17 protein-coding genes are annotated in these 21,166 nt (G+C 48.2%); 8 read left to right on the top strand and 9 right to left on the bottom strand.

Annotated features, from left to right (window positions below; genetic code table 11):
* Positions 1-7: 7 nt before the first annotated feature.
* From V144x_RS20215 to V144x_RS20200, 4 genes are all read right to left on the bottom strand, one after another.
* Positions 8-1,123, bottom strand: a complete 1,116-nt coding sequence (locus V144x_RS20215; protein ID WP_144987551.1) for a sialidase family protein — start codon at positions 1,121-1,123, stop codon at positions 8-10.
* The gene (locus tag V144x_RS20210; RefSeq protein WP_144987549.1) at positions 1,113-1,832 is read right to left on the bottom strand and encodes a GntR family transcriptional regulator; all 720 of its coding nucleotides are present in this window, start codon (positions 1,830-1,832) and stop codon (positions 1,113-1,115) included. The genes V144x_RS20215 and V144x_RS20210 overlap by 11 nt, the downstream gene beginning before the upstream one ends.
* Before the next feature lie 162 nt (positions 1,833-1,994).
* On the bottom strand, positions 1,995-3,071 hold the full coding sequence (locus V144x_RS20205) for a glycoside hydrolase family protein (RefSeq protein WP_144987547.1): 1,077 nt from the start codon (positions 3,069-3,071) through the stop codon (positions 1,995-1,997).
* Between the two features lie 36 nt (positions 3,072-3,107).
* Positions 3,108-3,821 carry a FadR/GntR family transcriptional regulator gene (locus tag V144x_RS20200; RefSeq protein WP_144987545.1) on the bottom strand — a complete coding sequence of 238 codons (714 nt, stop codon included), beginning with the start codon at positions 3,819-3,821 and terminating at the stop codon, positions 3,108-3,110.
* A 55-nt stretch (positions 3,822-3,876) separates the two neighbouring features.
* Between V144x_RS20200 and V144x_RS20195 the strand changes: the two genes are divergently transcribed.
* Together V144x_RS20195 and V144x_RS20190 are read left to right on the top strand one after the other, a co-directional pair.
* The gene (locus V144x_RS20195; RefSeq protein ID WP_144987543.1) at positions 3,877-5,805 is read left to right on the top strand and encodes an FAD-dependent oxidoreductase; all 1,929 of its coding nucleotides are present in this window, start codon (positions 3,877-3,879) and stop codon (positions 5,803-5,805) included.
* 190 nt (positions 5,806-5,995) lie between these two features.
* A complete protein-coding gene (locus V144x_RS20190) occupies positions 5,996-6,877 on the top strand; it encodes an alpha/beta hydrolase (protein ID WP_144987541.1) in 882 nt (293 codons plus the stop codon).
* Between the two features lie 147 nt (positions 6,878-7,024).
* On the opposite strand, the gene V144x_RS20185 is transcribed toward V144x_RS20190, so the two are convergent.
* From V144x_RS20185 to V144x_RS20175, 3 genes are read right to left on the bottom strand one after another with little or no spacing between them, the layout of a single operon-like run.
* Positions 7,025-7,924 carry a carboxypeptidase-like regulatory domain-containing protein gene (locus tag V144x_RS20185; protein WP_144987538.1) on the bottom strand — a complete coding sequence of 300 codons (900 nt, stop codon included), beginning with the start codon at positions 7,922-7,924 and terminating at the stop codon, positions 7,025-7,027.
* Positions 7,925-7,966: 42 nt separating this feature from the next.
* The gene (locus V144x_RS20180; RefSeq protein WP_144987536.1) at positions 7,967-9,022 is read right to left on the bottom strand and encodes a hypothetical protein; all 1,056 of its coding nucleotides are present in this window, start codon (positions 9,020-9,022) and stop codon (positions 7,967-7,969) included.
* A 14-nt stretch (positions 9,023-9,036) separates the two neighbouring features.
* Entirely contained in the window at positions 9,037-9,642 is a 606-nt protein-coding gene (locus V144x_RS20175) for a C40 family peptidase (protein ID WP_144987534.1), read from the bottom strand.
* 363 nt (positions 9,643-10,005) lie between these two features.
* On the opposite strand from V144x_RS20175, the gene V144x_RS20170 reads away from it, so the two are divergent.
* From V144x_RS20170 to V144x_RS20145, 6 genes are all read left to right on the top strand, one after another.
* Entirely contained in the window at positions 10,006-10,536 is a 531-nt protein-coding gene (locus V144x_RS20170) for a sigma-70 family RNA polymerase sigma factor (protein ID WP_144987532.1), read from the top strand.
* Positions 10,533-12,272: a FecR domain-containing protein gene (locus V144x_RS20165; protein ID WP_144987531.1), complete on the top strand. Its 1,740-nt coding sequence runs from the start codon at positions 10,533-10,535 to the stop codon at positions 12,270-12,272. The genes V144x_RS20170 and V144x_RS20165 overlap by 4 nt, the downstream gene beginning before the upstream one ends.
* 30 nt (positions 12,273-12,302) lie before the next feature.
* Complete coding sequence (locus tag V144x_RS20160) at positions 12,303-15,383, top strand: PSD1 and planctomycete cytochrome C domain-containing protein (protein ID WP_144987529.1); 3,081 nt, start codon at positions 12,303-12,305, stop codon at positions 15,381-15,383.
* Positions 15,384-15,397: 14 nt separating this feature from the next.
* On the top strand, positions 15,398-16,858 hold the full coding sequence (locus tag V144x_RS20155; RefSeq protein WP_232102582.1) for a DUF1501 domain-containing protein: 1,461 nt from the start codon (positions 15,398-15,400) through the stop codon (positions 16,856-16,858).
* A 46-nt stretch (positions 16,859-16,904) separates the two neighbouring features.
* Entirely contained in the window at positions 16,905-17,876 is a 972-nt protein-coding gene (locus V144x_RS20150; protein WP_144987527.1) for a DUF1559 domain-containing protein, read from the top strand.
* Between the two features lie 89 nt (positions 17,877-17,965).
* Positions 17,966-18,403, top strand: coding sequence for a hypothetical protein (locus V144x_RS20145; protein WP_144987525.1), 438 nt, complete (start codon positions 17,966-17,968; stop codon positions 18,401-18,403).
* A gap of 13 nt (positions 18,404-18,416) precedes the next feature.
* Here the strand turns inward: V144x_RS20145 and amaB are convergent, their stop codons facing one another.
* Complete coding sequence (amaB, locus tag V144x_RS20140; RefSeq protein ID WP_144987523.1) at positions 18,417-19,955, bottom strand: L-piperidine-6-carboxylate dehydrogenase; 1,539 nt, start codon at positions 19,953-19,955, stop codon at positions 18,417-18,419.
* An 8-nt stretch (positions 19,956-19,963) separates the two neighbouring features.
* Positions 19,964-21,088 (bottom strand): saccharopine dehydrogenase family protein, encoded by a 1,125-nt coding sequence (locus V144x_RS20135; protein ID WP_144987521.1) that lies wholly within the window; start codon positions 21,086-21,088, stop codon positions 19,964-19,966.
* Positions 21,089-21,166: the final 78 nt, after the last annotated feature.

Raw genomic sequence — 21,166 nt, 5'->3', positions numbered from 1 at the left:
AGGAGCTCTAACCAATACTAAAGCGAAACCAGCGAATGACACTCACGCACTGCTCATAACACCAGAATGTCACAAACAGGTCACCATCAGGCAGACGAGTAATATGGGGCGCTCCAAATTTGAGTACCGCAAAATTCTCCGACATATTTTCACCGGTCGCCGTTTTCCCTTCCTGGGAATTATTTCCCCAGAGTGGTTGTTGATCGAGGTTCTCCCATCGTCCTTCTTTAAAACGAGACATGCAAGCCCAGAGCCCGGGTTGATCAAGCCGACGATAAATGTTCAGAATTTTTCCATCATCTAACAGATAAGGAGTTAATGTCTGTCCGCAGATTTCCGTTGACGATGGTGCCGACCATGTGGCGCCACCATCGTCACTAAGGGAATACTGATTGGGAAGATTGCTTTTTGATTCTTCATCATAGCACCAGGCAATTGCCAGCAAACGGCCATCGGGAAATTCTACAATTTTAGATTCCCAGAACGTTTGATGATTCCTCTCATGATGCATCACGTCGAAATAATGTTGCCAGTTGACGCCGCGATCTTGGGAAACGAGTGCCACCATGCGGTTGCCGTGCGGCAAGTTGCCCTCCCAGTCACGCCACAGCGATGTGGGCCAAACCCAGCGACCATCCTTTAAAAATGTGATCGGGCTACACATTTCAAATTCCGAATTAGCCAAAGGGGGCTTGACTTTTTCTGGATTATCCCAGGTTTCCCCGTAGTTGCTCGACCTCATTAATAATAAATCGGCGGGGACCATCCCCAGAGTTTCAGGATTTGAGAGACCCTGATCTGGGTAATCAGTTCGGTCAAAGCGAATCAAATTTGCAATTAATTCGCCATCATCGTTAATCGCCACTCGTCCGAACATGGATGTGATTCGGTCTGTTGTATCAGGACAGAGGCGTCCCTGATACTTCCATGTCCGGCCCTGGTCGTAAGAGCGAGATAAATGGACCTGCGCGTTAGTTGCTTCAAAGGCTTCCCCCAGCATGTACATGCCGAGTAGCGCGCCATCGGGTAATACCACAACAGAAGGAAAATAGGCGTGGATACTCTTGACGTGCGGTTTGTCATTTTTAAAGAGGATCCCCGTTTCCAGGTTGTTAAGACGCATTTCTCTCTCTTTCCTGTTTTCGCATAAAAGCAAGCACATCACGGCGGCCCGCCTGGATTTGTTCACTCATGATTTTGCGAGAGAGTTCAGCGTCTCGTTTTGTTAGGGCAGCTAATAACTGCTCTTTGCCTGCACAGGTTTCTTCTGCACTTTCCGGTGTGATGATTTTATGTTTCAACTGACGCAGGGCATAGAACACAGCCGTGATGGCCCGGTTTTCCTGGATGACTTTTTTCAGTAGACGATTACGCGAAGCATCCACCAGGATCTCATGAAATTCTGTTTCGCAGTCGACCCAGCGATTGAATTGTGCCGGAGTCGTGTGTTTTGCATCGCGTTCTACCATTGTGGCTGTGATTTCACGGTGTTCGTCAATGATAAACTGTAGATCTTCTAACTGCTGGCGTGAAATATATAACGCGGCTTCGCTTGCGGCGAAACTTTCCAGAAGGTCTCTTAGAACATAAAGTTCGTCTAAATCTTCCCGGCTGAGTTGCCTGACGAATGCCCCCGATCCCTGAATGTGTTCGACGAAGCCTTCAGAGGCGAGACGACAGATGGCCTCACGTACGGGGATCGCGCTCACGCCAAGTTCTGATGCCAGTTTCCTGTTAACCAATCGAGAACCAGGGGGCAGAACATTACGTTCCATTTGCTGTTTGATATATTGATAGGATTGCTCGGTCAGATTTTTAGGCGCTTCTTCCATAATGACTCAGTTATTCGGTTAAATCGTTTTATTGCAGATTTGCACCCTTTAATATATCATGATATATCGTCAGGGTCAAGTTTCTCAATTCCACAATGTGGATTCAACTCTACTCAGTCAGTAATAATAGAGTAAGGATTTTTGCCTGTTATCTGCGGCCAACTATTTCTGGTTCTTCAACTTGAGGTCTGCCAGGTAGATTGCCGTGATGGGCTTTCCTTTCTCGTCTTTTTCATGACTGGAGTAATAGGAGATCAGTGCACGATCGGGTTCCAGAATGAGGATTCCGGGGTATGAATTATCACCGCCACTGGGGAGCGAGGCGAATTCGTGCAGTTGATCATTCTGGAACCAGTACAGAGACGTGACGGGTTTTCTGTTTTTGAGCTGACGACCTCCCACCAGATAATGTTTCCCCCATTTCGCTAGTAAGGGACCACCGATGTAGCGATCCAGTTGCTTGCGGTCCCATTTTTCAAAGGGGGGACGCGAACGCATGACCCAGGCGGGCTTGGTGCCACTACGGCCGATGGCCAAGAGGTCGCCATTCTTTTCAAACAGGAACGCCGTTTCGTCACCCTGTTTTTCATTAAACAGACTCGCGGTCTTCCATACTAAACCGTCATCACTTTCGAGAATCGCGGTTTCGATGAGTTCGCGATCTTTATCCCCTTCTGTGAAATGTTTAATGCGTCGGCCACAGAGGTACGCTTTGCCGTCATAGGCGGCAGCCCGCCAGATGTAATGACCGTAGGTGCCTTCCAGCATGATCGGCTTGGACCAGTTCGTACCATCGGCAGTCCAGACTGCATATCCGAGATGTTGATTGAGGGTTCTGGTTTTTGGTGGAGCATCGCCGCAGTACCAGGTTCCCGTATACACAAACAGTTTGTCTTTGAAGATCAAAAAGTGAGGATCGCGTACATCCCGTTTGGGAACGGAAAATTCTTCGACCTGTTTCCAGGTTTTGGTGTCATCACTTTGCATCACCAGAATGCGCGAGCTGGGAAACAACATGTGGCCACCCGGACAAGTGCGAAAGGTGAGATAGTATTTTCCTTTGAACTCAATCATATCGGTAAACGCATTGTGCTCTCCATTATGAAAAACACGGCGCACGTTGGTGACTTCCACTTCGGGGAGTGTAGAGTTCTCTCCCGCGAGTAAAGCGGGTAGATTCATCAGACAGCCAGAGAACAGTGCCAATAAGGGAATCAGAGAGGGGATCTGTTTTTTCATTGTAATGGGCCTCAAAGAATGTTGGTATTCAATTTATCAGGGAATATCTGGTTTGGACATCAATAAGTATTTCAAATGGGATCGCATCACGGAACGTGCCCGTTCCACATCCCGGTCTTGAATCGCGCTGACGAGTTCAAAGTGCTGCCAGATGATGCGGTCGTTCACGTCGTCTTCTAAAACGGGGGATTCTCTTGGAGGGTAAGATGTTTCAAAGAGCGTCGCTAATAGCTTCTGCATGTCCGCGATAAACGATGAACCTGACATTTCCAGAATCAGCCCATGGAATTGTCGTTCGAGTTCGGTTCGTTGTTTGCGGTTCTTCTTTTTACTCGCAATCAATTTGAATTCTTTGGCCAGAGTTGCCAGTTGAGCGATTTGTTCTTCACTCGCATTTTTGACTGCCATTTCCACAGCACCCACTTCCAGGGCATAACGGAACTGTGCGAGTTCGGCCAGTTTTTCCTGTGACCTGGCCAGTGATGGCAGGCAGTTGGCCCAGACTTCGACCGGATCGGGATGGCGAACAATGAGTCCTTTTCGTTTGCGACCTTCCAGCAATCCCAGTGCACACAAACGGTTGACAGCTTCGCGGGCGATTCGTCGCGAGACGTTGTATTCCTCTGCAAGTTCGGCTTCGGTGAGAAAAAAATCACCATCATTGAACTCAGCAGACTGGATCCGGTGTCGAATGCGTTCTGACAATTCCAGTGCCAGTGAATTCTGTGGTTCTTTGGTTATAAGTGTCATTATAGTGTGTTATTAACGAGTTTATGATTGAATATTGGTTGGATTTGATTATTATATGGCATTTAATAGCATTGTCAAATTCAAAGGCAATAAAAACGAAGTGACCCTTTTGCAAGAACATACATTGAATTGCGAGATCCTCGTCGCTGGTGGCGGGATGGCGGGCTGCTGTTGCGCTATCGCTGCGGCCCGTTGTGGGGCCAAGGTCATTTTATGTCAGGATCGTTCTGTACTCGGCGGAAATGCCTCAAGCGAAATTCGCATGCATATCGTAGGGGCGAATGGAACAGGCGGCTTTGATCGTGGGGTGGAGCTGGAAACAGAGGCCCGTGAAGGGGGAATCATCGAAGAGTTGCGGCTGGAGAATTGTGTCCGCAATCCTCAGCGGTCGGCTTCGATGTTTGATTTGATCTTATTTGAGAAATGCAAGGCGGAGCCAAATCTCACATTGCTGCTCAATACTGCGGTGACCGCCGTCACGTTAAACGGTGATCAAATCGAGCATGCGATTGCAGAACGTCAAAGTACTGAAGACCGTTTTACGATCAACGCAGAGATCTTCATTGACTGCACCGGCGATGGTCGGCTGGCAGCGGAAGCGGGGGCTCTGTTTATTGAGGGGCGAGAAGGGCGGCAGCAGTTCAACGAATCACTGGCTCCTGAAACGCCAGACAATCATCGCCTGGGTTCCACGATTTTGCTGCAGGCCCGTCGTCATAATCGACCGATGCCCTTTATCGCACCTGAGTGGGTACGGAAATTTGAACAGGACGAATTGAAACGGCGACTCTATGCGACACCCGGTGAAGAGCAACCGACGCATGAATACGGTTACTGGTGGGCAGAGTGGGGCGGTGTACTGGATACGATCAAGCAGAATGAAGAGATCCGCGATGAGTTGTTAGCGGTCGTGATGGGGATTTGGGATCATGTAAAGAACGGACCACCGGGAACGCCTGCAGGAGACGATCCCTTTGAAGCGGCGCACTGGGCGCTGGATTGGTTTGGTTTTCTCCCCGGCAAACGTGAAAGCCGACGGTTTATCGGTCAACACATTCTGACCGAACAGGATCTGCTTACTTCACGCGACTTTCCCGATGCGATTGCCTTTGGCGGCTGGTCGCTCGATCTACATCCCCCGGAAGGCATCGACGCACCCGACCTTGAGCCCTGTACTCAACATCCGGTACCTTCGTTGTATAATGTGCCTCTGTCTGCCTGTATTTCGAAAAACAGAACCAATCTGATGTTTGCCGGCCGCAATATTTCTGCAACACATGTGGCTTTCTCTTCTACAAGGGTGATGGCGACTTGTGCGGTGATCGGGCAGGGGGTCGGGACCGCAGCCGCGTTCGCTGTGCAGCAGAAGTTGCCGCCGGCGGAGCTGATTTCGAATCAAGGTGTGATGGCACAAGTTCAGCAACAGTTGTTGCGGGACGATTCGTATCTGGTCGGGATTCAGATTCAGGATCACAACGATCTTGCGCGAGCCGCGTGTATTTCAGCCAGCAGCGAGCGGGTTGGCTATGAAGCGGCGAATGTGGTTTCAGGTCAGACGCGTTGTGTGCATGGAGCTGCGGGAGCACCGGAGGGCCGTGCGAATCCTGGTGGTCACCGCTGGATGTCTGATCCCAAAGCGGGTTTACCTGCTACATTACAACTGGAGTGGGATGTGCCGATTCAACCGAGTGAAATTCAACTCATTTTTGATACAGGCTTGCATCGGCATCTGACACTCAGTCATCATGATGGATACACGTCAAAGATGCAGTGGGGAGCGCCGCAGGCGGAAACAGTGCGTGATTATCGCATCGAAGTCTTTGACGGAAAAACCTGGTTTCTGTTAGCAGAAGTCGAGGGGAATTTTCAACGTCGCCGTGTGCATACAGTCGAACGAACATCGTCATTGTCAGCAATCCGTGTTGTTGTGACCGCTTCGAATGGAGTCGATCATGCTCGGATTTGTGAAGTACGTGTTTATTGAGGACTGATTTTTTAACCACGAAATACACTAAATTCACGAAAACATTAATGGTCATCCAATTAAAATATCTTTAATCGTGTGTGATACAATCTCTGCTGCTTTCAACAATTCCTCATATAGAAAAATTTCGTGCTTTTCGTGTATTTCGTGGTAGTAATCTTTCCATTGATTCAGCTTGGGTAGTAACTTGATGCAACAGCGTTTGTTTTTGAATTTTCTGATAATCTGGATTGTTCTTTCTTTACTGTCATTTAATGCTGGTTTCGTTATGGCAGAGAATCCGAAAACTAAGGAGACGAAGCTCGAAACTGAGGAGCTCTTTCCACGGATTCTGGGAGTGACGTTTTTCAGCCAGAATCTCAAGCAACGGAAACGGGCTGTGGTCGTCTTGCCAAAACATCGGCAACAGATCAAACAGCAAAAACGTCGCATGTTAGTGATTCTACATGGTCGTGGTCGGCATGAACTCTCTTTAATTGAAGACAAGGGCGTTCGCAAGCAGTTGCTCGATTCCGGTCTGTTTGTGATCCTGCCGGATGGCGATGATGGCTGGTACATTAATTCGCCGGTGCGCAAGTCAGACGTTTATGAAATGTATCTTGAAGAAGTGCTGGCTGTTGTTACTCAGGAATTTCAGTTACCCACTGCACGTCAACAATGGGCGATTGCCGGCTGGTCGATGGGGGGCTTTGGTTGTGTGAATTTTGCTGCACGCCATCCCGATCGATTTATTGCCGTCAGTTCGATGATTGGGTTACTCGATTTTCCGCGAAACGGCTTACCAAAAGGCCAGTCGTACCGTGTGCCCACCGCCCGCTTTGGTTCAGACGAAGCAGTCTGGAAACAGTTTAATCCGATTGAGCGGGCCGAGAAGCTGAAGGGGATGTGCGTATTAATCGTCACCGCTGACAAGGCATTCGACCGGACGATGAACGAACATTTTCGAGAACGGCTGATCGAACTGAAGCAGCCGCCCGAATGGATCATGCTTAAAGGAAGGCATACGTTTTCTGTGGTGAGTGAATCTATTCCGCTTATGTTGGAGTTTACGAAACGGGCGTTTCAGATATAATTATCTCACTAAACGAACTTTGAATTCATGAAAATTGAATACTTTGGAGGATGCGTTTCTGGCACAAACAAAAAAACAGAGTGATATTTCTCATCACTCTGTTTTTTTAACAGTAAGAGTTAATATTAATTGAGTGAAAGAAGTTAATTATCGACGCCAGCATTTTTTACGAACTCTACATTTTCTCGATTTTCGATATCGCTTTTTACATTTGTAAACATGGCAACAAGGTTCTGGAGAGTTGACTCTAGTTTGTTCAATATTTTCTAGATTATAGAGAGAAAATACGATTTCTCTCTTTCGAGTTAAGGCATTATAAAGACCTTGGCTGTATTGGTCTTCACCGTATATTAATTCTTTAGCGAGTGGCATATTACGCATATAGTTTACAATAGATTTTTTCATTTGAATATCAAATTCATCAGGATTATTAATCTGTATCAATCGATAGCCAAAATCCTCAAATGAAGCAAGTTTTTCCAGAGCATCTTTTAATCTATCATTAGAGGACATCTTTCTAAAGTTTGATTTTCCATCAGGAATCGGCTCAATTTTCTGTTTCTCCGATTTTTCTATTGGTGGGCAACAAGGATTTGGGCAACAAGGATTTGGGCAACAAGGATTTGGGCAACAAGGATTTGGGCAACAAGGATTTGGGCAACAAGGTTTTGGGCAAGAACGTGGAGCCATCGATCTAGCTCTTACAATGTTACCAGCTCTAAGAACTTTGTTGATTTGTTGTTTTTTACTTCCAGATAATAGTCTAACACTGTCGGGTGCGTTATTTGTTCGATCACCTGGATTAAAATCTAGAAAAATTGCTTCGTCTACTTCTTTGATTTTAATGGAGTATCTTCCATCTTTATCAGTTCTTCCTATATTTCCCAAGGTACGTCCTGATCGTTCTGCCTTTACCCTAATAAAAACGCCCTTAATAGGTTTTTGAGTATCATTACTAGTAACAATTCCTGAAAGCTCAACATCACTATATGAGGGGTTTGTCAAAGTAAGTAATAGTACTAATACACCAGTCAATTGTCGAAACATTACTTGTCTCCCTTTAGTTAAGCTTTAAATTTATAATTATACTTAGTTCAATGGAATTATTTGGACAGGTATCTGGTCTGCACGTTTTGGAAATGGATCATCTTTTTTCAATATAAATTTAATTACTAGAAGAATTTGATCACCAGAGTTTGATGCTGGGACGTGAATAGTATTACGTTCTAACTGTGAGCTGTGTAATACTAGTAATGGTTCAAATGTGTATTTTGCATCTTTTTTGCGAACTAGAAACGCAGAGATCTTATGTGAGCCAGATGGATTGCCAGTTGCTGAAGTTAGTGTAGAGACTGATGCACTAAAAGCATCATACGGACTTTCAAATGGATCTGTCTCCGCTATAACAATTAATGGTTGAGTACTAGGTAATAATTCACCTAATTGATTAGCAATTTCTTGCACTTTATTTGTTTGTTGGTTTAATTCTTCCTTGATTTTGACTAATTCATCTTTATTTTTTTCGTCTTTCTTTTTTTCAACAAAATCAATTTTAAGCGAGGTGGTTTGTAGCTCTTTGACAACATTTCTTAGTAGATTAGGTTGTTGAGACAAATAACCAGCTTTATCTGCTTCATGTTGATCAATTAAGTTACTAACCCAAAAGCCCGCTTCACGAGCAGATGTTGAGTAAAGCGATCCAACCTGTTTGCTTGAATAATTTTCTGGTAGCCATACTCTACATGGAAAAGTACGAGGGGGTTCTCTTCTAATGTTTTCTGGATCTAAAGTTGGTGCAATAACAGGAGCTCCAAAAAATGTAATTATTGCGAAGGCAAAAGCACCTCCTGCAGTAATTCGTCGTCCCCTCTGACTAATTTCAAGATTTAGAAAACCGGGAACAACTTGTACGGAATATGCAGAACAAACGCTAAGAAAAACACGTAGTGCATAAGCAAAGATTGCTTCTTTGAAAGGTTCATTTCGTAAAATCAACCAAACTATTAATAGGAGCCCAGCCGTCAAGAAGATATATGGTAAGTATTGAGTTCCCCAAACTGGATTAGTTTTATTCGATGAATCTTGAGTTGTATCTGTATCCGCCATAGTTGTTTTCACCTTCCTGCCTACTATCTTCTTATTCATAAGACCTTATCCAGCTAGGTAATAGAAATTTCTCTTTTCAAACGATAGTCGCCCTGAAGCTTCAATTCTCTTGCTTCAGAAAAATCAAGAGGCGTATATTCGTTTGAAGGTAACCCAACTGGAGGCTCTGGTAACAAGCCCATTGACTGATAAGCTTCTGCCACTAGCTCCGAACAAAACACACTTGAGAGATCTTCACTGTTAGCCCCTGCAATTCCGTCCCAAGCAGATCGCAATAGCTCTAATTCATCTCTTTCATAGGGGCGCCTAGACAGCTTGTGACGTAGTTGAGAAAGGTCTGAATACATAGATTCATTAATTGGTTTGTTCAGCGGTCTTAGGGAAATTTCTCCAGCATATCGTGAAATTCTTTCACTTAGTGCAACTAACTGTACACCTTTGATGCTGCTATTGAACTCTACATCAGATGTATTTGTTAGTGTAGTAGATTCCCAAAGTAGTACTGCATCGTCAAAATCTGGAAGACGAATAACCATTCCTATATGTGACCATTTTCCTCCGGAAAACAATTTAATCATACTTGAAAAAGCACCTTTTCCAGAGAATAAGATGATATCACCAGTTTTGAATTGATCCCGAATTTCTTCATACCTGGGCATTTTGAGTTCCTAAATCTAGTATAAATATAAATTTTGTATACTGGATTTTTGCTATTATGTGTTGGTTATGTCAATATGTCAACTAATCGTTAAAGTTTTTCCATTTTATCCATGATTAAATATCGCTGATCTATTAGCCCATTATTGCTTAGAACTTTTAACGACTTATTCTGACAACCATACTATCTTTGTTTTTGCAATAGTTCATGAAACTAAAGCTATTCCAAAGCACTGTCAGAGAGCATTAAAAAGATCTTTTTTAAAAAATGTGCGTTAGATTGGTGGGGTTTGATCTAATGAACTTACACGGTGTTTTGTTTTGACGTAGATTCATCGGCTTGAGGCCAGAGAAGGTTTTTCGTTTTGCAGAATCAGGAACTTGATGAAGAATACGTCGCTTTAATTGCAGCCAGCCAACCTGTATTGCGTGGTTTGTTAATGGCGTTGATTCGTCGGGCCGCGGATGTGGATGATGTGTTGCAGGAAACGAATACCGTTTTGTGGCGGAAACGGGCCGAGTATAACTGGCGATTAGATTTCACGCCTTGGGCGTGTCGGATTGCTCAACTGCAGGCGATGGCGTTTTTTAAGCGGGTACGGAATCACGGACAGGCGGCCCTCGATGATCGGACGCTGGAGCAGATCGCTGTCATCGCCACACAACAGGCGGTCAATACAAAAACACACGCTGAGGCGCTCACATATTGTATGGAAAAGCTCTCGCCGGAACATCGTCAGTTGGTAGAAAACCGATATTGTGAGTCGATACCCGTGAATCAGATCGCTTCGCAAGCAGGGCGCTCGGCGGATGCGGTTTCGATGACCTTGTATCGGATTCGTAAGACACTCATGGAGTGTATTCAAAAGACGGTTGCCCAGGAGGCGCATTTATGAATCAACCCAATGATGCCATTCGCAAAGAACTGGAAGCTCTGACCTGCCGTCTCCTGGAAAAACAGTTGACGACAGATCAAGACGCGCGGCTGACCGAGATTCTCAATGCGTATCCTGATCTCATTAAAGATTATACGAATCAAATTCATCTCGATTCACTCTTGTCTGCCAGCTTGTATGAATCAGTTCCGGAAGGAATCAATGTTGTAGATCAGGAAAATTTGTCTCACGAAAGTCAGACAACTCATTTGGGAATCCCTTCCGCGGAGCTCCCAGCTTCCCGTCGATTTTCTTTTCGCTTGCGAGGGATCGCGTTAGTCATGGTGGTTCTGTTGGTCGGTGCTGTTGTTTGGTTGAACCAGAAAGTGCCGCCCCGACAAGAGAACCAAATCGCCTCTCGCCCCGACTACGTCGGTATGCTACTCGATACGGAAGATGCGGTTTGGGGACATGACGATCTCGAAGAAGACATTCCCTATGGCACTCAGTTTAAAACAGGGCAATCTCTGTGGTTGAAATCGGGAATTGCCCGCATCCATTTTCAGAGTGGGGCAGGAGTTGTCTTAGAAGGTCCGGCGAAGATCGAATTCCGTTCTCCTTTGAATGCACTGCTGCATCATGGAAAACTGGCTGCGTATGTGCCTGATGAGGCGCAGGGGTTTTCTGTGGATACTTCCAAAATACGAATTGTTGATTTGGGAACACGGTTTGGTACCGTTGTGGATCGGTCAGGCGAAGCGGAAGTGCATGTGTTTGAAGGCGAAGTTGATGTGAAACCGGTGATGTCCGCGAACAAGAAGCTTGCCAACCTCAAGGCCAGCCAGGCACTACGGTTTTCGAACGGAACAGTTCAGGGGGCAGAAATCAGTGTGACGCCAGCGAAGTTTGCAGATGTGCCGACGCTCGAACAACTCGTCGCGGCGAAGTCCGGTAACTATCCGCCGCAAGAGACAATTCATTTTGAGAATCACCAGCCATTGAATCAAATTTCGCTCATCAAAGAGAATTCCGCATTGCCTGCGGGGATTCTGGTGGGTGAGGATTTTGAATATCCGTCGACTTCGCTATTTCAACAAAACGGTGGTATCGGATTCGATCATGAAGGCTGGTGGGTCGATCAAAATTTTACCCGCTTGATGGTTCCTGAGAAAAGAATGCAATGGGGAGGACTGGATGGGGGGCCGATGATCTTAGAGGCCCGCGGTCGTCATCATGCCTATCCTTCACTCGCACATCGGATGGCCCGCAAACTGGAAACACCACTTAAGGATGATTTCTATTTCAGCGTCCTGGTCCAATATCATGGTTTGGATGGAGATGACTTTTTTGGCCTCTGGTTTGATGATTCAAAGGGCCGTCTGGGAAACAGCCATTCCCTGGTGCCGAGTGTCGGGTTTAAAGAGGGGCAGTTCTTTGCTCGTTTTACTGTGAAAGATGAAGTCTTATTTCAGGAGCCCATCGATCATGAAACGTTTTTGCTGGTAGGCCATCTTGCCAGGAAAAATGCCCCTCATTTTAATCATCTGGAGGTCTGGGTGAACCCGGTTGGTGATCGGGTAGAAACTCCGGATGTTGTTGTGAACCTACCGAAAGAGGGGAAGCTCCTGAAATCGATTAACGCTCTAGGCATGCGGATCGGGCAATATACTGAAGTGACCGATTCGCTTTTTCTGGATCGGCTCGTCATTGGTGATTCGTATGAAGCAGTCACACAACCTGCTGCCGTTCAGAAATAGTTTATCAATGTTTGTACTGAAAGTTTTGTGATGTTTTGCGCTGTGCGGGCTTTTCTTTTTAATACAAGACTACTTTCCATACTGGTTTGTGGGATGCTGCTCTCTCACATTCAGCAGATACCGGGACAAGAATCACGACTGGCACAGGGCTTAGTCAATCAGACGTTTGATTCACACAAAAAAGAACAACCGGGATTTGGCTGGAACGGAGGCTGGGTACTTTCGAAACAGCAACCGGCTCTGTTTGTCGATGTGAAGCAAAAGAAATCACAAAACGAACAGCAACAGGCCATTCAACATGAAGCGCTGATTCAAGGTTCCAACAAACGCAATAATCCGTTGCGCAGAGAGTTGCAGGAAACCTATCAGGGACAGGAATTGTTTCTGCGGTTTCGATTCCGTTATGCGGTCGATGAAAGATTGCGTGATCAGGGCGAGTTTTTTGTCTTCTGGCTGGATCGTTATGAAGGCACTGATGAGGCGGTCCATGCTTCACACATTCCGAATATCGGTGTGCATGTGGCTGCCAGCGGTCCACAAAAAGGAAAAGTCGTGTTTATGGTTCGGATTGGGAGCCATAAAACCGCCTGGAGTTCTGTTGAGCTGGAACGCGATCGGGATTACCAGATTGTCGGCAGATTATCGAAGCCGGAAAAATCCCTGCGTGCGGGGTTTACGCGATTCGATTTATGGGTCGATCCGAAACCGGACGAATTCGACCAACCCGTGGCCACCGCGGTAAATCCGCAGAGTGTCAATGCGGTGCGTTGGGTCGGTTTTGCGACCGGGTATAAAACGGAAGTGGATGACCGGATTTATGTGAGTGATCTGGTATTGAGTCGCACCTGGAGTGATATGCTCGATTTATCACCGTCACAGATTCCCTCAATGAATCAGAAAAAACAGCAAGCCTGGCAGTCGCAGGTTGATTTTCGCAAAGAAATTTATCCGTTGCTTAAACAACGTTGTTTTTCCTGTCATGCGGGCACGAATCCCGATTCCGGCTATCGACTGGATGTGTATGACGAATTACTTGGGTTCAGTACCGGCGAAGAGTTGATTGTGCCGGGGGAAAGCGCACAAAGTAAGCTGATTCAGCTAGTTTCCTCAAAAGTCGCCGAGGAACGGATGCCGCCTGTAGATTCAACACAGCCGTTGTCTGAACGGGAAGTTGCTTTGTTAAGTGCCTGGATCGATCAAGGGGCAAAATGGGATCATCAGTTATTACCGACGCCCAAAGCCGAGTCCGATCATTGGGCCTTTCAAATCATTAAACGCCCCGAAGTGCCCGTGATGCAAAACTCCAAACGTGTGCGTACGCCCGTGGATGCGTTTATCAAGCGCGCGTATCAGAAACAGGGCATTCAACCTGCACCGGAAGCCGACAAGGGAACATTGATTCGGCGCCTCTATTTGGATCTGATCGGTTTACCGCCAACGGCAGAGCAAATCGAGACCTTTGTGAACGATACGGATCCGCGTGCTTACGAAAAACTGGTCGACCACTTATTAGCATCGAAACATTATGGCGAACGTTGGGCGCGGTATTGGCTCGATCTCACGCGCTGGGCGGAGAGCCACGGTTACCAGCATGATCTGCCGCGGCCTTATGCCTGGCGGTATCGTGATTATGTCATCGAGAGTTTTAATGAGGATAAACCCTTTGATCAGTTCATCAGGGAACAGTTAGCGGGAGATGAGCTGAAGCCGTATGCAGACGAGCATGTGATCGCGACCGGTTTTTTAGCATCGGCTCGAATCAGCGGTAATCAGATGGATAAGGCGGCACAGCGAAATGATGTGCTGGTGGATATTGTGAATGTCACCAGTAGTGCGCTGCTTGGTCTGACTCTGGAATGTGCTCAATGCCACAACCATAAATTCGATCCGTTGACACAGCGGGACTATTATCGGCTGCAGGGCTTTTTTGTGAATGGCCAATTGGGGAATCTGTCACTCCAGAGTCAGTCGCTTTCCAACCCCACAGACATGAAAGCGTGGATGCCGAAAGGGACGTTTGATTTTTATCAACGCGAGGCGAAGAAATTAATCAAACAGAAGCGATTTCAGCACACGACGAAACCGCATACCTGGGGGTATTATTCTCCGTTAACAGGGCATGGAAACATCGAACGGCTGCCGGTAGTGAACCGTGATCCGATCCCGTATTCCAAAGAACGCTTGAAACTGACCAAATCGCAAATCCTGCTTCGCGGCGATGTGCACAAGCGGGGACCGGAAGTAGGAAAAGGCTGGCCAGCAGTATTGGGGGCCACTTCGGAATCGTCAGAAACGATGTCGCGGACCGCGCTGGCGGACTGGCTGACGGATCGGAAGAATCCGCTGGTATCCCGCGTGTGGGTCAATCGGCTCTGGCAGTATCATTTCGGACGGGGTCTGGTGGCAACCCCCAGTGATTTTGGTGTGCAGGGCGAGAAACCGACACATCCCGAGTTGCTGGACTGGCTGGCGGCTGAGTTGATGGATCAGGGCTGGAGCACGAAGCACATTCATCGGCTGATTGTGCTTTCGTCAACCTATCGGCAGGCACGTTCATTTAACGAAACCAATTTGAAACAGGATCCCGAGAATCGACTGCTCTGGAGCTGGCCTCGTCGTCGGTTGGAAGCGGAAGCGATTCGCGATTCAATTTTATGTGCGACGGGTGAACTCAAACGCGAACTTGGAGGACCGAGTGTGCCTCAGGAACGCGAAGAGGAAAATTTGCGACGCACAATTTATCTGTTTCAGCGGCGGAGCGAGAAGCCATCCGTGATGGCGATGTTTGACGCGCCGGACAGTATCGCCAGTTGTTCCCGTCGGCAGGTTTCGACCGTCGCACTGCAACCTCTCTTTATGTTGAACAGTCAGTTCATGGATCGACGGGCGCAGGTCCTGGCGAAAACGATTGTTGAGGAAGCCGGCGATCATCACGGTCAACAGGTCGAGCGTGCGTTTTTACGAGTGTTAGGTCGCATGCCGACTGCACAGGAACAGAAGCGTGCGATGCTCTTTTATGAAATGGAGAAACCTGTAGTGGAGCAGAAACGTCCGCTGTCGATGCTCTGTCATGCGTTACTGAATTTGAACGAGTTTATGTACATCCCTTAATTCAGAGATTTTTAATGTTATCTGATGAAATGAATCAAACTTGGTTTTCTCCCGGCATCGATCGACGGTTTGTGAGTCGGCGTGAAATGCTGGGGCAGAGTGTGCTCGGCTTTGGCGCTGTGGGATTATTGTCTTTGCTGGCCGATGAAGGGCTGTTGTGTGCAGAAGAGGGAACTCACATCAGTAGCGGCGAACGTCATTTTCCCGCGACGGCCAAAAGCGTGATTTTTCTGTTTATGTCGGGAGCACCGAGTCAGGTTGATACGTTTGATCCGAAACCATTGCTCACCGAACTGGAAGGGCAGGCGGTCCCTGCGAGCATAGCGGCCCGTGTGCCGAACATTCCGCGTGCGGGCCTGGGTTCCAAGCTGATGGCATCACCGTTTTTATTCAAACGATATGGTGAGAGTGGCATTCCCGTTTCGAATCTGTTTCCCGAGACCGCACAGTTGATTGATGAAATTTGTGTCTTGCGGTCGGTGAATCATCGGGTGCCCGTACATGGACCGGGAGAGTGTATTGCATTGACCGGTTCAGCCATTGGTGATCGACCCAGTCTGGGCGCCTGGATGACGTATGGATTGGGAAGTGAAAGCCGCGATCTACCCGGGTTTATTTCGATGCTTTCCAACAGTACCGGTCCCGCCCCGCAGACACCGGGCTGGGGGGCCGGGTTTTTACCATCGCGATTCCAGGGAACACTGGTGGATGGAAAGCGGGGGATTCCCTACACCCAGATGCCGTCCGGTTATTCGAATCAGAATCGCCGTCAGCAACTCGATTTCATCAAATGGATGAATCAGGAGCATCTGGGGCAGCTCGGTCAGGATTCCGAACTGGAGGCGCGAATTGCCTCTTACGAACTCGGGTTCCGCTTGCAAACCTCCGCACCGGAAGTCTTTGATCTGGAGAGCGAAACGGCTGAGACTGCCAAACTCTATGGTCTGGATGATAAGCCGACTGCGGAATTTGGCAGGCATTGTCTGATTGCGCGACGGCTCGTGGAGCGCGGCGTGCGGGTGGTGCAATTACGAAACGGAGGTTGGGACGCTCATGGTTCGCTCAAGGCCAATCATCTGAAACGATCCCGTGCGACGGATCGACCAATAGCGGGTTTGCTCAAAGATTTGAAACAGCGAGGTTTACTGGAGGAGACGCTGGTGATCTGGGGAGGCGAATTCGGACGAACGCCGACCACGGAAGGCTCTGCAAAAGGGGACCGGCGCGGCCGCGATCATTTACCAACGACCTATTGTATGTGGATGGCCGGAGGAGGCGTGAAGGGGGGGCAGATCATTGGCAGAACGGACGACCTGGGATACACGCCCGTCGAACGTCCCGTCTCTCCCGCCGATCTACACGCCACACTGCTTCACGCATTGGGTATCGATCAGCACAAACTGTTTTATATGCATAATAATCGAAAAGAAATCGCCACCGTATTAGGGGGTGAAGTCATCAATGAGGTGTTTTAGTTCGGATTTTCTTAATCGTTTTTAAATCTTACCGAAGGAAGAAATCATGAGTTCATCAGGCAGAAGAGAGCGGCGTGGCTTTACTCTGATTGAATTGCTGGTGGTGATTGCCATTATTGCCATTTTAATCGCGTTATTATTACCGGCAGTCCAACAGGCGCGCGAAGCCGCGCGTCGCAGTACCTGCAAGAATCAATTAAAGCAAATTGGTCTGGCGTTACATAATTATCATGAGACTCATCGGATCTTTCCCCAAGGGGGCTATGGGCAATCGATTGGTTCGGGAACCGGTAGTTCGACGGCCAATAACGTGAGTATGAGCTTTCTTGTGATGATTCTTCCGTTTGTGGATCAGGCGCCTTTGTATCAAACGTTTAATCTCAATCGAGGCTATGCCTTTTCCGATAATCGGCAAGCCTGTCTGAACGTGCCACAGGTTTACCATTGCCCGAGTTCTAATAAAACGAAATCCACGCATACAAGTGAAGTCTTTAATTCCACACCGACATTCGCCTCACACTATGTGGGCAACATGGGGCCGGTGGGAACCAATGCAACTTCTTCGGCGCCTTATCAACTGGAGTGCGAAAACCCTTCATCGGGTACTTCGATTCCCAATTGTCGAAGTGGAAATGACGTTTCCAATCTGGGAGTCTTAGGTGGTCCTCGTTCCCAGGTGCGGCTGCGGGATATTCTGGATGGATCTTCCAATACCATTATGGTGGGAGAAATGTCTGCTCATAAATATCTGGCCGAAGCAATTGCCCCCCGATCCTGGAATCGTGGCTGCCACAATGATTCGTGTGGGAGTAGCAAGAACGTGAAGTTTGGAATTAACGTGCACGGATTCGTTTCTGGTGAATTCAATAATATGAGCTTCGGTAGCACACACGAAGGGGGCGCTCACATTTTAATGTCCGATGGTAGCGTACATTTTGCTTCCGAAAATATCGATCTGAATGTGTATCTGGCGACGGCCAGCCGCGAAGGGGGCGAAACCAATACGCTTGAGTTCTAGTCATATCGATTCAACTTGCATCTCTCATGAAGTCTTCCTTGGGAGATGCTTTTTTCATTGTAACCTACAACTGATTTGGTAGTCTGATCATGTTTCATTTGAATGTTCCCAAGCTGACAGTGATGTTATTGGGCGGTCTGTGTTGTTTGTTAAGCCAAAGCTGTGGATCAAACGGGAGAAGTGAAACATTGTATGATGTTTCAGGAACGGTGACTTATGCCGGCAAACCCGTTCCCTATGGTTCCGTGTTGTTCGTCGCAGACGCTGACGAAGGAAACACCGGACCTCAGGGGGTAGCGGCGATTGAAGATGGTAAGTTTGATACGGCAAAAGCAGGGCGGGGCGTCGTTGGCGGCGCGTATACCGTCATCATTAAGGGACGCAGTACACAGTCTTCACAAGAAGAGGACGAAGGAGGGGGAGATCCCCCTCTCTTTGCTGATTTCCAAACCACGGCCGTCTTTCCCGAAGAGAACTCAGTCCAGAAATTCGAAGTACCCGAGAATCGAACCCAAAGCGATGAATAATTGCGTTGATGTCTTACAGATTGAATTCGATGCCTTGAGCGAGCGGCAACTCGGTAGAATAATTGATCGTGTTTGTCGTGCGTCGCATGTAGGCTTTCCAGGAATCAGAGCCTGACTCGCGCCCGCCGCCGGTCTCTTTTTCACCTCCAAAGGCGCCGCCAATTTCCGCGCCACTGGAGCCGACATTCACATTGGCGATACCACAGTCTGATCCGACGGGTGAAATGAACAATTCTGCTTCCCGGATATCATTTGTCATGATGGCTGACGAAAGCCCCTGCGGAACCTGGTTGTGCATTTCGAATGCTTCTTCCAGCGTGCGATAGCGCATGACATACAGAATGGGGGCGAATGTTTCCTGTTGCACGATTTCGGTCTGGCTGTGCATCTCTACAATCGCCGGATGCACGTAGCAGCCGCCTGCGGGAACATCTTCCAAAATGGGGTTCCCATAGTGGACTGTGCCCCCCTGACTTTCAGCAGTTCGCAGCGCGTGTTGCATGGCATCGAGCGCAGCCTGATCAACGAGGGGCCCAACCAGCGTGCCTGTACTCAAGGGATTTCCAATGGGCAATCGCTGGTAGGCATTCTTGAGTGAGTTCAGTAATTGGTCTGCGATACTTTCGTGGACGATAAGACGACGCAGTGTGGTGCAACGTTGACCACAGGTGCCAACGGCGGAGAAGAGCGCAGAACGAACGGTCATTTCCAGGTCTGCGGATTCGGTGACGATCATGGCGTTGTTGCCACCTAATTCCAGCAGGCTGCGTCCCAGGCGACCGGCGACAGTTTTGGCAACAGCGCGGCCCATGGGGATCGATCCCGTTGCCGAGATCAATGGAATTTCGTGATGTTCTGTTAACGCTTTGCCAATTTCCGCGCGTCCGACGAGCAGGTTCGAAATGCCGTCGGGGACCTCGGGGAAATCCTGTGCAACATTGTTGACGATTTGTTGACAGGCAATCGCACAAAGAGGCGTTTTCTCTGAAGGTTTCCAGATCACCGAATCTCCGCACACAAACGCGAGCATCGAGTTCCACGCCCAGACCGCAACCGGGAAATTAAACGCACTGATGACTCCGATGGGACCCAATGGATGCCATTGTTCCATCAGGCGGTGCCCCGGACGTTCGCTGGCGATGGTATATCCATAAAGCTGACGGCTCAAGCCGACCGCAAAATCGCAGATGTCAATCATCTCTTGGACTTCCCCTAATGCTTCCTGCGTGATCTTACCAGCTTCCCAACTGACGATCGCGGCCAGGTCTGCTTTGTGTTCGCGCAGGGCTTCGCCGATTAAGCGTACGAATTCACCGCGTCGGGGGGCGGGGACTTGTCGCCATTTCAGAAAGGCATTTTTGGCGGTGTCGACAACCAGACCGACATCGCCGAGCGTGGCTTCCTGTAACGTGACCAACGTCTCGCCATCAATGGGCGATTTTCCTGTCAGGACTTCTCCCGCGCCCGCTTGCCAGGTGGTTCCAATACCAACTGCGGAGGGCTGACCGGGAACGCCGATGCGTTGTAAGACATCTTGTATTGAATGAGTCATAGTTTAGCTCACTTGATAAAATTCGATTTTTCAGAGAGAAGACTATCTGTCTGATAGTAACGACCGAATCGGTTATTGATAAACAGATCGAACGGCACATCTTCCTGTTTGAGAAACCCGGTTCCATTTATCTGATCCTGCTGAACCAGATCGACGACAGCGCAGATACCGGCTCCTGTTGTCAATTGAATCGCACTCCACTGTTCTCCTTTGACTTCCTGCGCATAGAGTTTGCGCAAGTCGCTTTTTTCAACAAATTGTCCATTTCGTTTACCTGTGACAGTGCAGAACACGATCACGACATCCTGAAATGTGATGGGAATAGCGTGTTCCATCACATCCTTCAGTAATTCACGACGGTCTGCGAGCCTGAGATCCTGCAGCAGGAACTTCATCAACATGTGATGGCCGGGGTAACGAATCGTTTTGTAGTTCAATTCGCGAACCTGCCCATGCATCGTTTCGCATAACGTTCCCAGGCCCCCGGAAGTATTAAAGGCCTCATAAACATTGCCATCGAGGGTAAACTGTTCCAGTCCTTCCAAAGGGAGCCGGTTCTTGATTTCGTGCGCGTGGATCTCTTCGCAGGGATTACAATATTCATTAATCAGGCCGTCGGTAGACCAGGTGAGATTATAGGAGAGTGCATTGGTCGGGTGTTGGGGTAATGCACCGACGCGCATGCGAATGGTATCGATCTCATCAAACCATTCCATCACATGTTTTGACACAATCGTCACAAAGCCGGGAGCCAGACCACATTGAGGAACAAACACCTGACCGGGGACGGCATCGTCGGCGATCTCTTTGACGGCGACCGTTGTCTGCCGGTCTTCGGTGAGATCAAAATAGTTAATGCCTGCTTCTAACGCAGCGCGGGCGACGCCCGGGTTTTCTCGAAAACTCAAAGCCGAGATGACTGCAGTGCAACCCTGCATCATGTGGACCAGTTCCGCATGCGAGTCGGCATTCAGGGCATAGGTTTCAGCGGAAGGAATACGTTTCTGTATTCGTTCCAAGGCAGCGGGAACACGGTCCGCGATTCGCAGTTGATAATCGCCGGAATCGTTAAGCAAGGATGCAATCATGCGTCCGATTTTTCCCGCGCCGATGAGTAAGATGGTTTGAGACATTCCAGGTCCTCCAGACGTGAATTCAAGATGTGGTATTCTCAGTAGATCAGTCTCTACTTAATTATATACGTTGGAAAA

This window comes from Gimesia aquarii (assembly GCF_007748195.1).
Taxonomy (GTDB): domain Bacteria; phylum Planctomycetota; class Planctomycetia; order Planctomycetales; family Planctomycetaceae; genus Gimesia; species Gimesia aquarii.
The sequence above is the reverse complement of the archived record's forward strand: the minus strand, read 5'-3'. Positions and strand labels throughout refer to the sequence as shown.

Bases quoted from the DNA above. Each gene is read 5' to 3' on its own strand.
- V144x_RS20215 (WP_144987551.1), bottom strand. From the start codon at position 1,123: ATGCGTCTTAACAACCTGGAAACGGGGATCCTCTTTAAAAATGACAAA.
- V144x_RS20210 (WP_144987549.1), bottom strand. From the start codon at position 1,832: ATGGAAGAAGCGCCTAAAAATCTGACCGAGCAATCCTATCAATATATC.
- V144x_RS20205 (WP_144987547.1), bottom strand. From the start codon at position 3,071: ATGAAAAAACAGATCCCCTCTCTGATTCCCTTATTGGCACTGTTCTCT.
- V144x_RS20200 (WP_144987545.1), bottom strand. From the start codon at position 3,821: ATGACACTTATAACCAAAGAACCACAGAATTCACTGGCACTGGAATTG.
- V144x_RS20195 (WP_144987543.1), top strand. From the start codon at position 3,877: ATGGCATTTAATAGCATTGTCAAATTCAAAGGCAATAAAAACGAAGTG.
- V144x_RS20190 (WP_144987541.1), top strand. From the start codon at position 5,996: ATGCAACAGCGTTTGTTTTTGAATTTTCTGATAATCTGGATTGTTCTT.
- V144x_RS20185 (WP_144987538.1), bottom strand. From the start codon at position 7,924: ATGTTTCGACAATTGACTGGTGTATTAGTACTATTACTTACTTTGACA.
- V144x_RS20180 (WP_144987536.1), bottom strand. From the start codon at position 9,022: ATGAATAAGAAGATAGTAGGCAGGAAGGTGAAAACAACTATGGCGGAT.
- V144x_RS20175 (WP_144987534.1), bottom strand. From the start codon at position 9,642: ATGCCCAGGTATGAAGAAATTCGGGATCAATTCAAAACTGGTGATATC.
- V144x_RS20165 (WP_144987531.1), top strand. From the start codon at position 10,533: ATGAATCAACCCAATGATGCCATTCGCAAAGAACTGGAAGCTCTGACC.
- V144x_RS20160 (WP_144987529.1), top strand. From the start codon at position 12,303: ATGTTTTGCGCTGTGCGGGCTTTTCTTTTTAATACAAGACTACTTTCC.
- V144x_RS20155 (WP_232102582.1), top strand. From the start codon at position 15,398: ATGTTATCTGATGAAATGAATCAAACTTGGTTTTCTCCCGGCATCGAT.
- V144x_RS20150 (WP_144987527.1), top strand. From the start codon at position 16,905: ATGAGTTCATCAGGCAGAAGAGAGCGGCGTGGCTTTACTCTGATTGAA.
- V144x_RS20145 (WP_144987525.1), top strand. From the start codon at position 17,966: ATGTTTCATTTGAATGTTCCCAAGCTGACAGTGATGTTATTGGGCGGT.
- amaB (WP_144987523.1), bottom strand. From the start codon at position 19,955: ATGACTCATTCAATACAAGATGTCTTACAACGCATCGGCGTTCCCGGT.
- V144x_RS20135 (WP_144987521.1), bottom strand. From the start codon at position 21,088: ATGTCTCAAACCATCTTACTCATCGGCGCGGGAAAAATCGGACGCATG.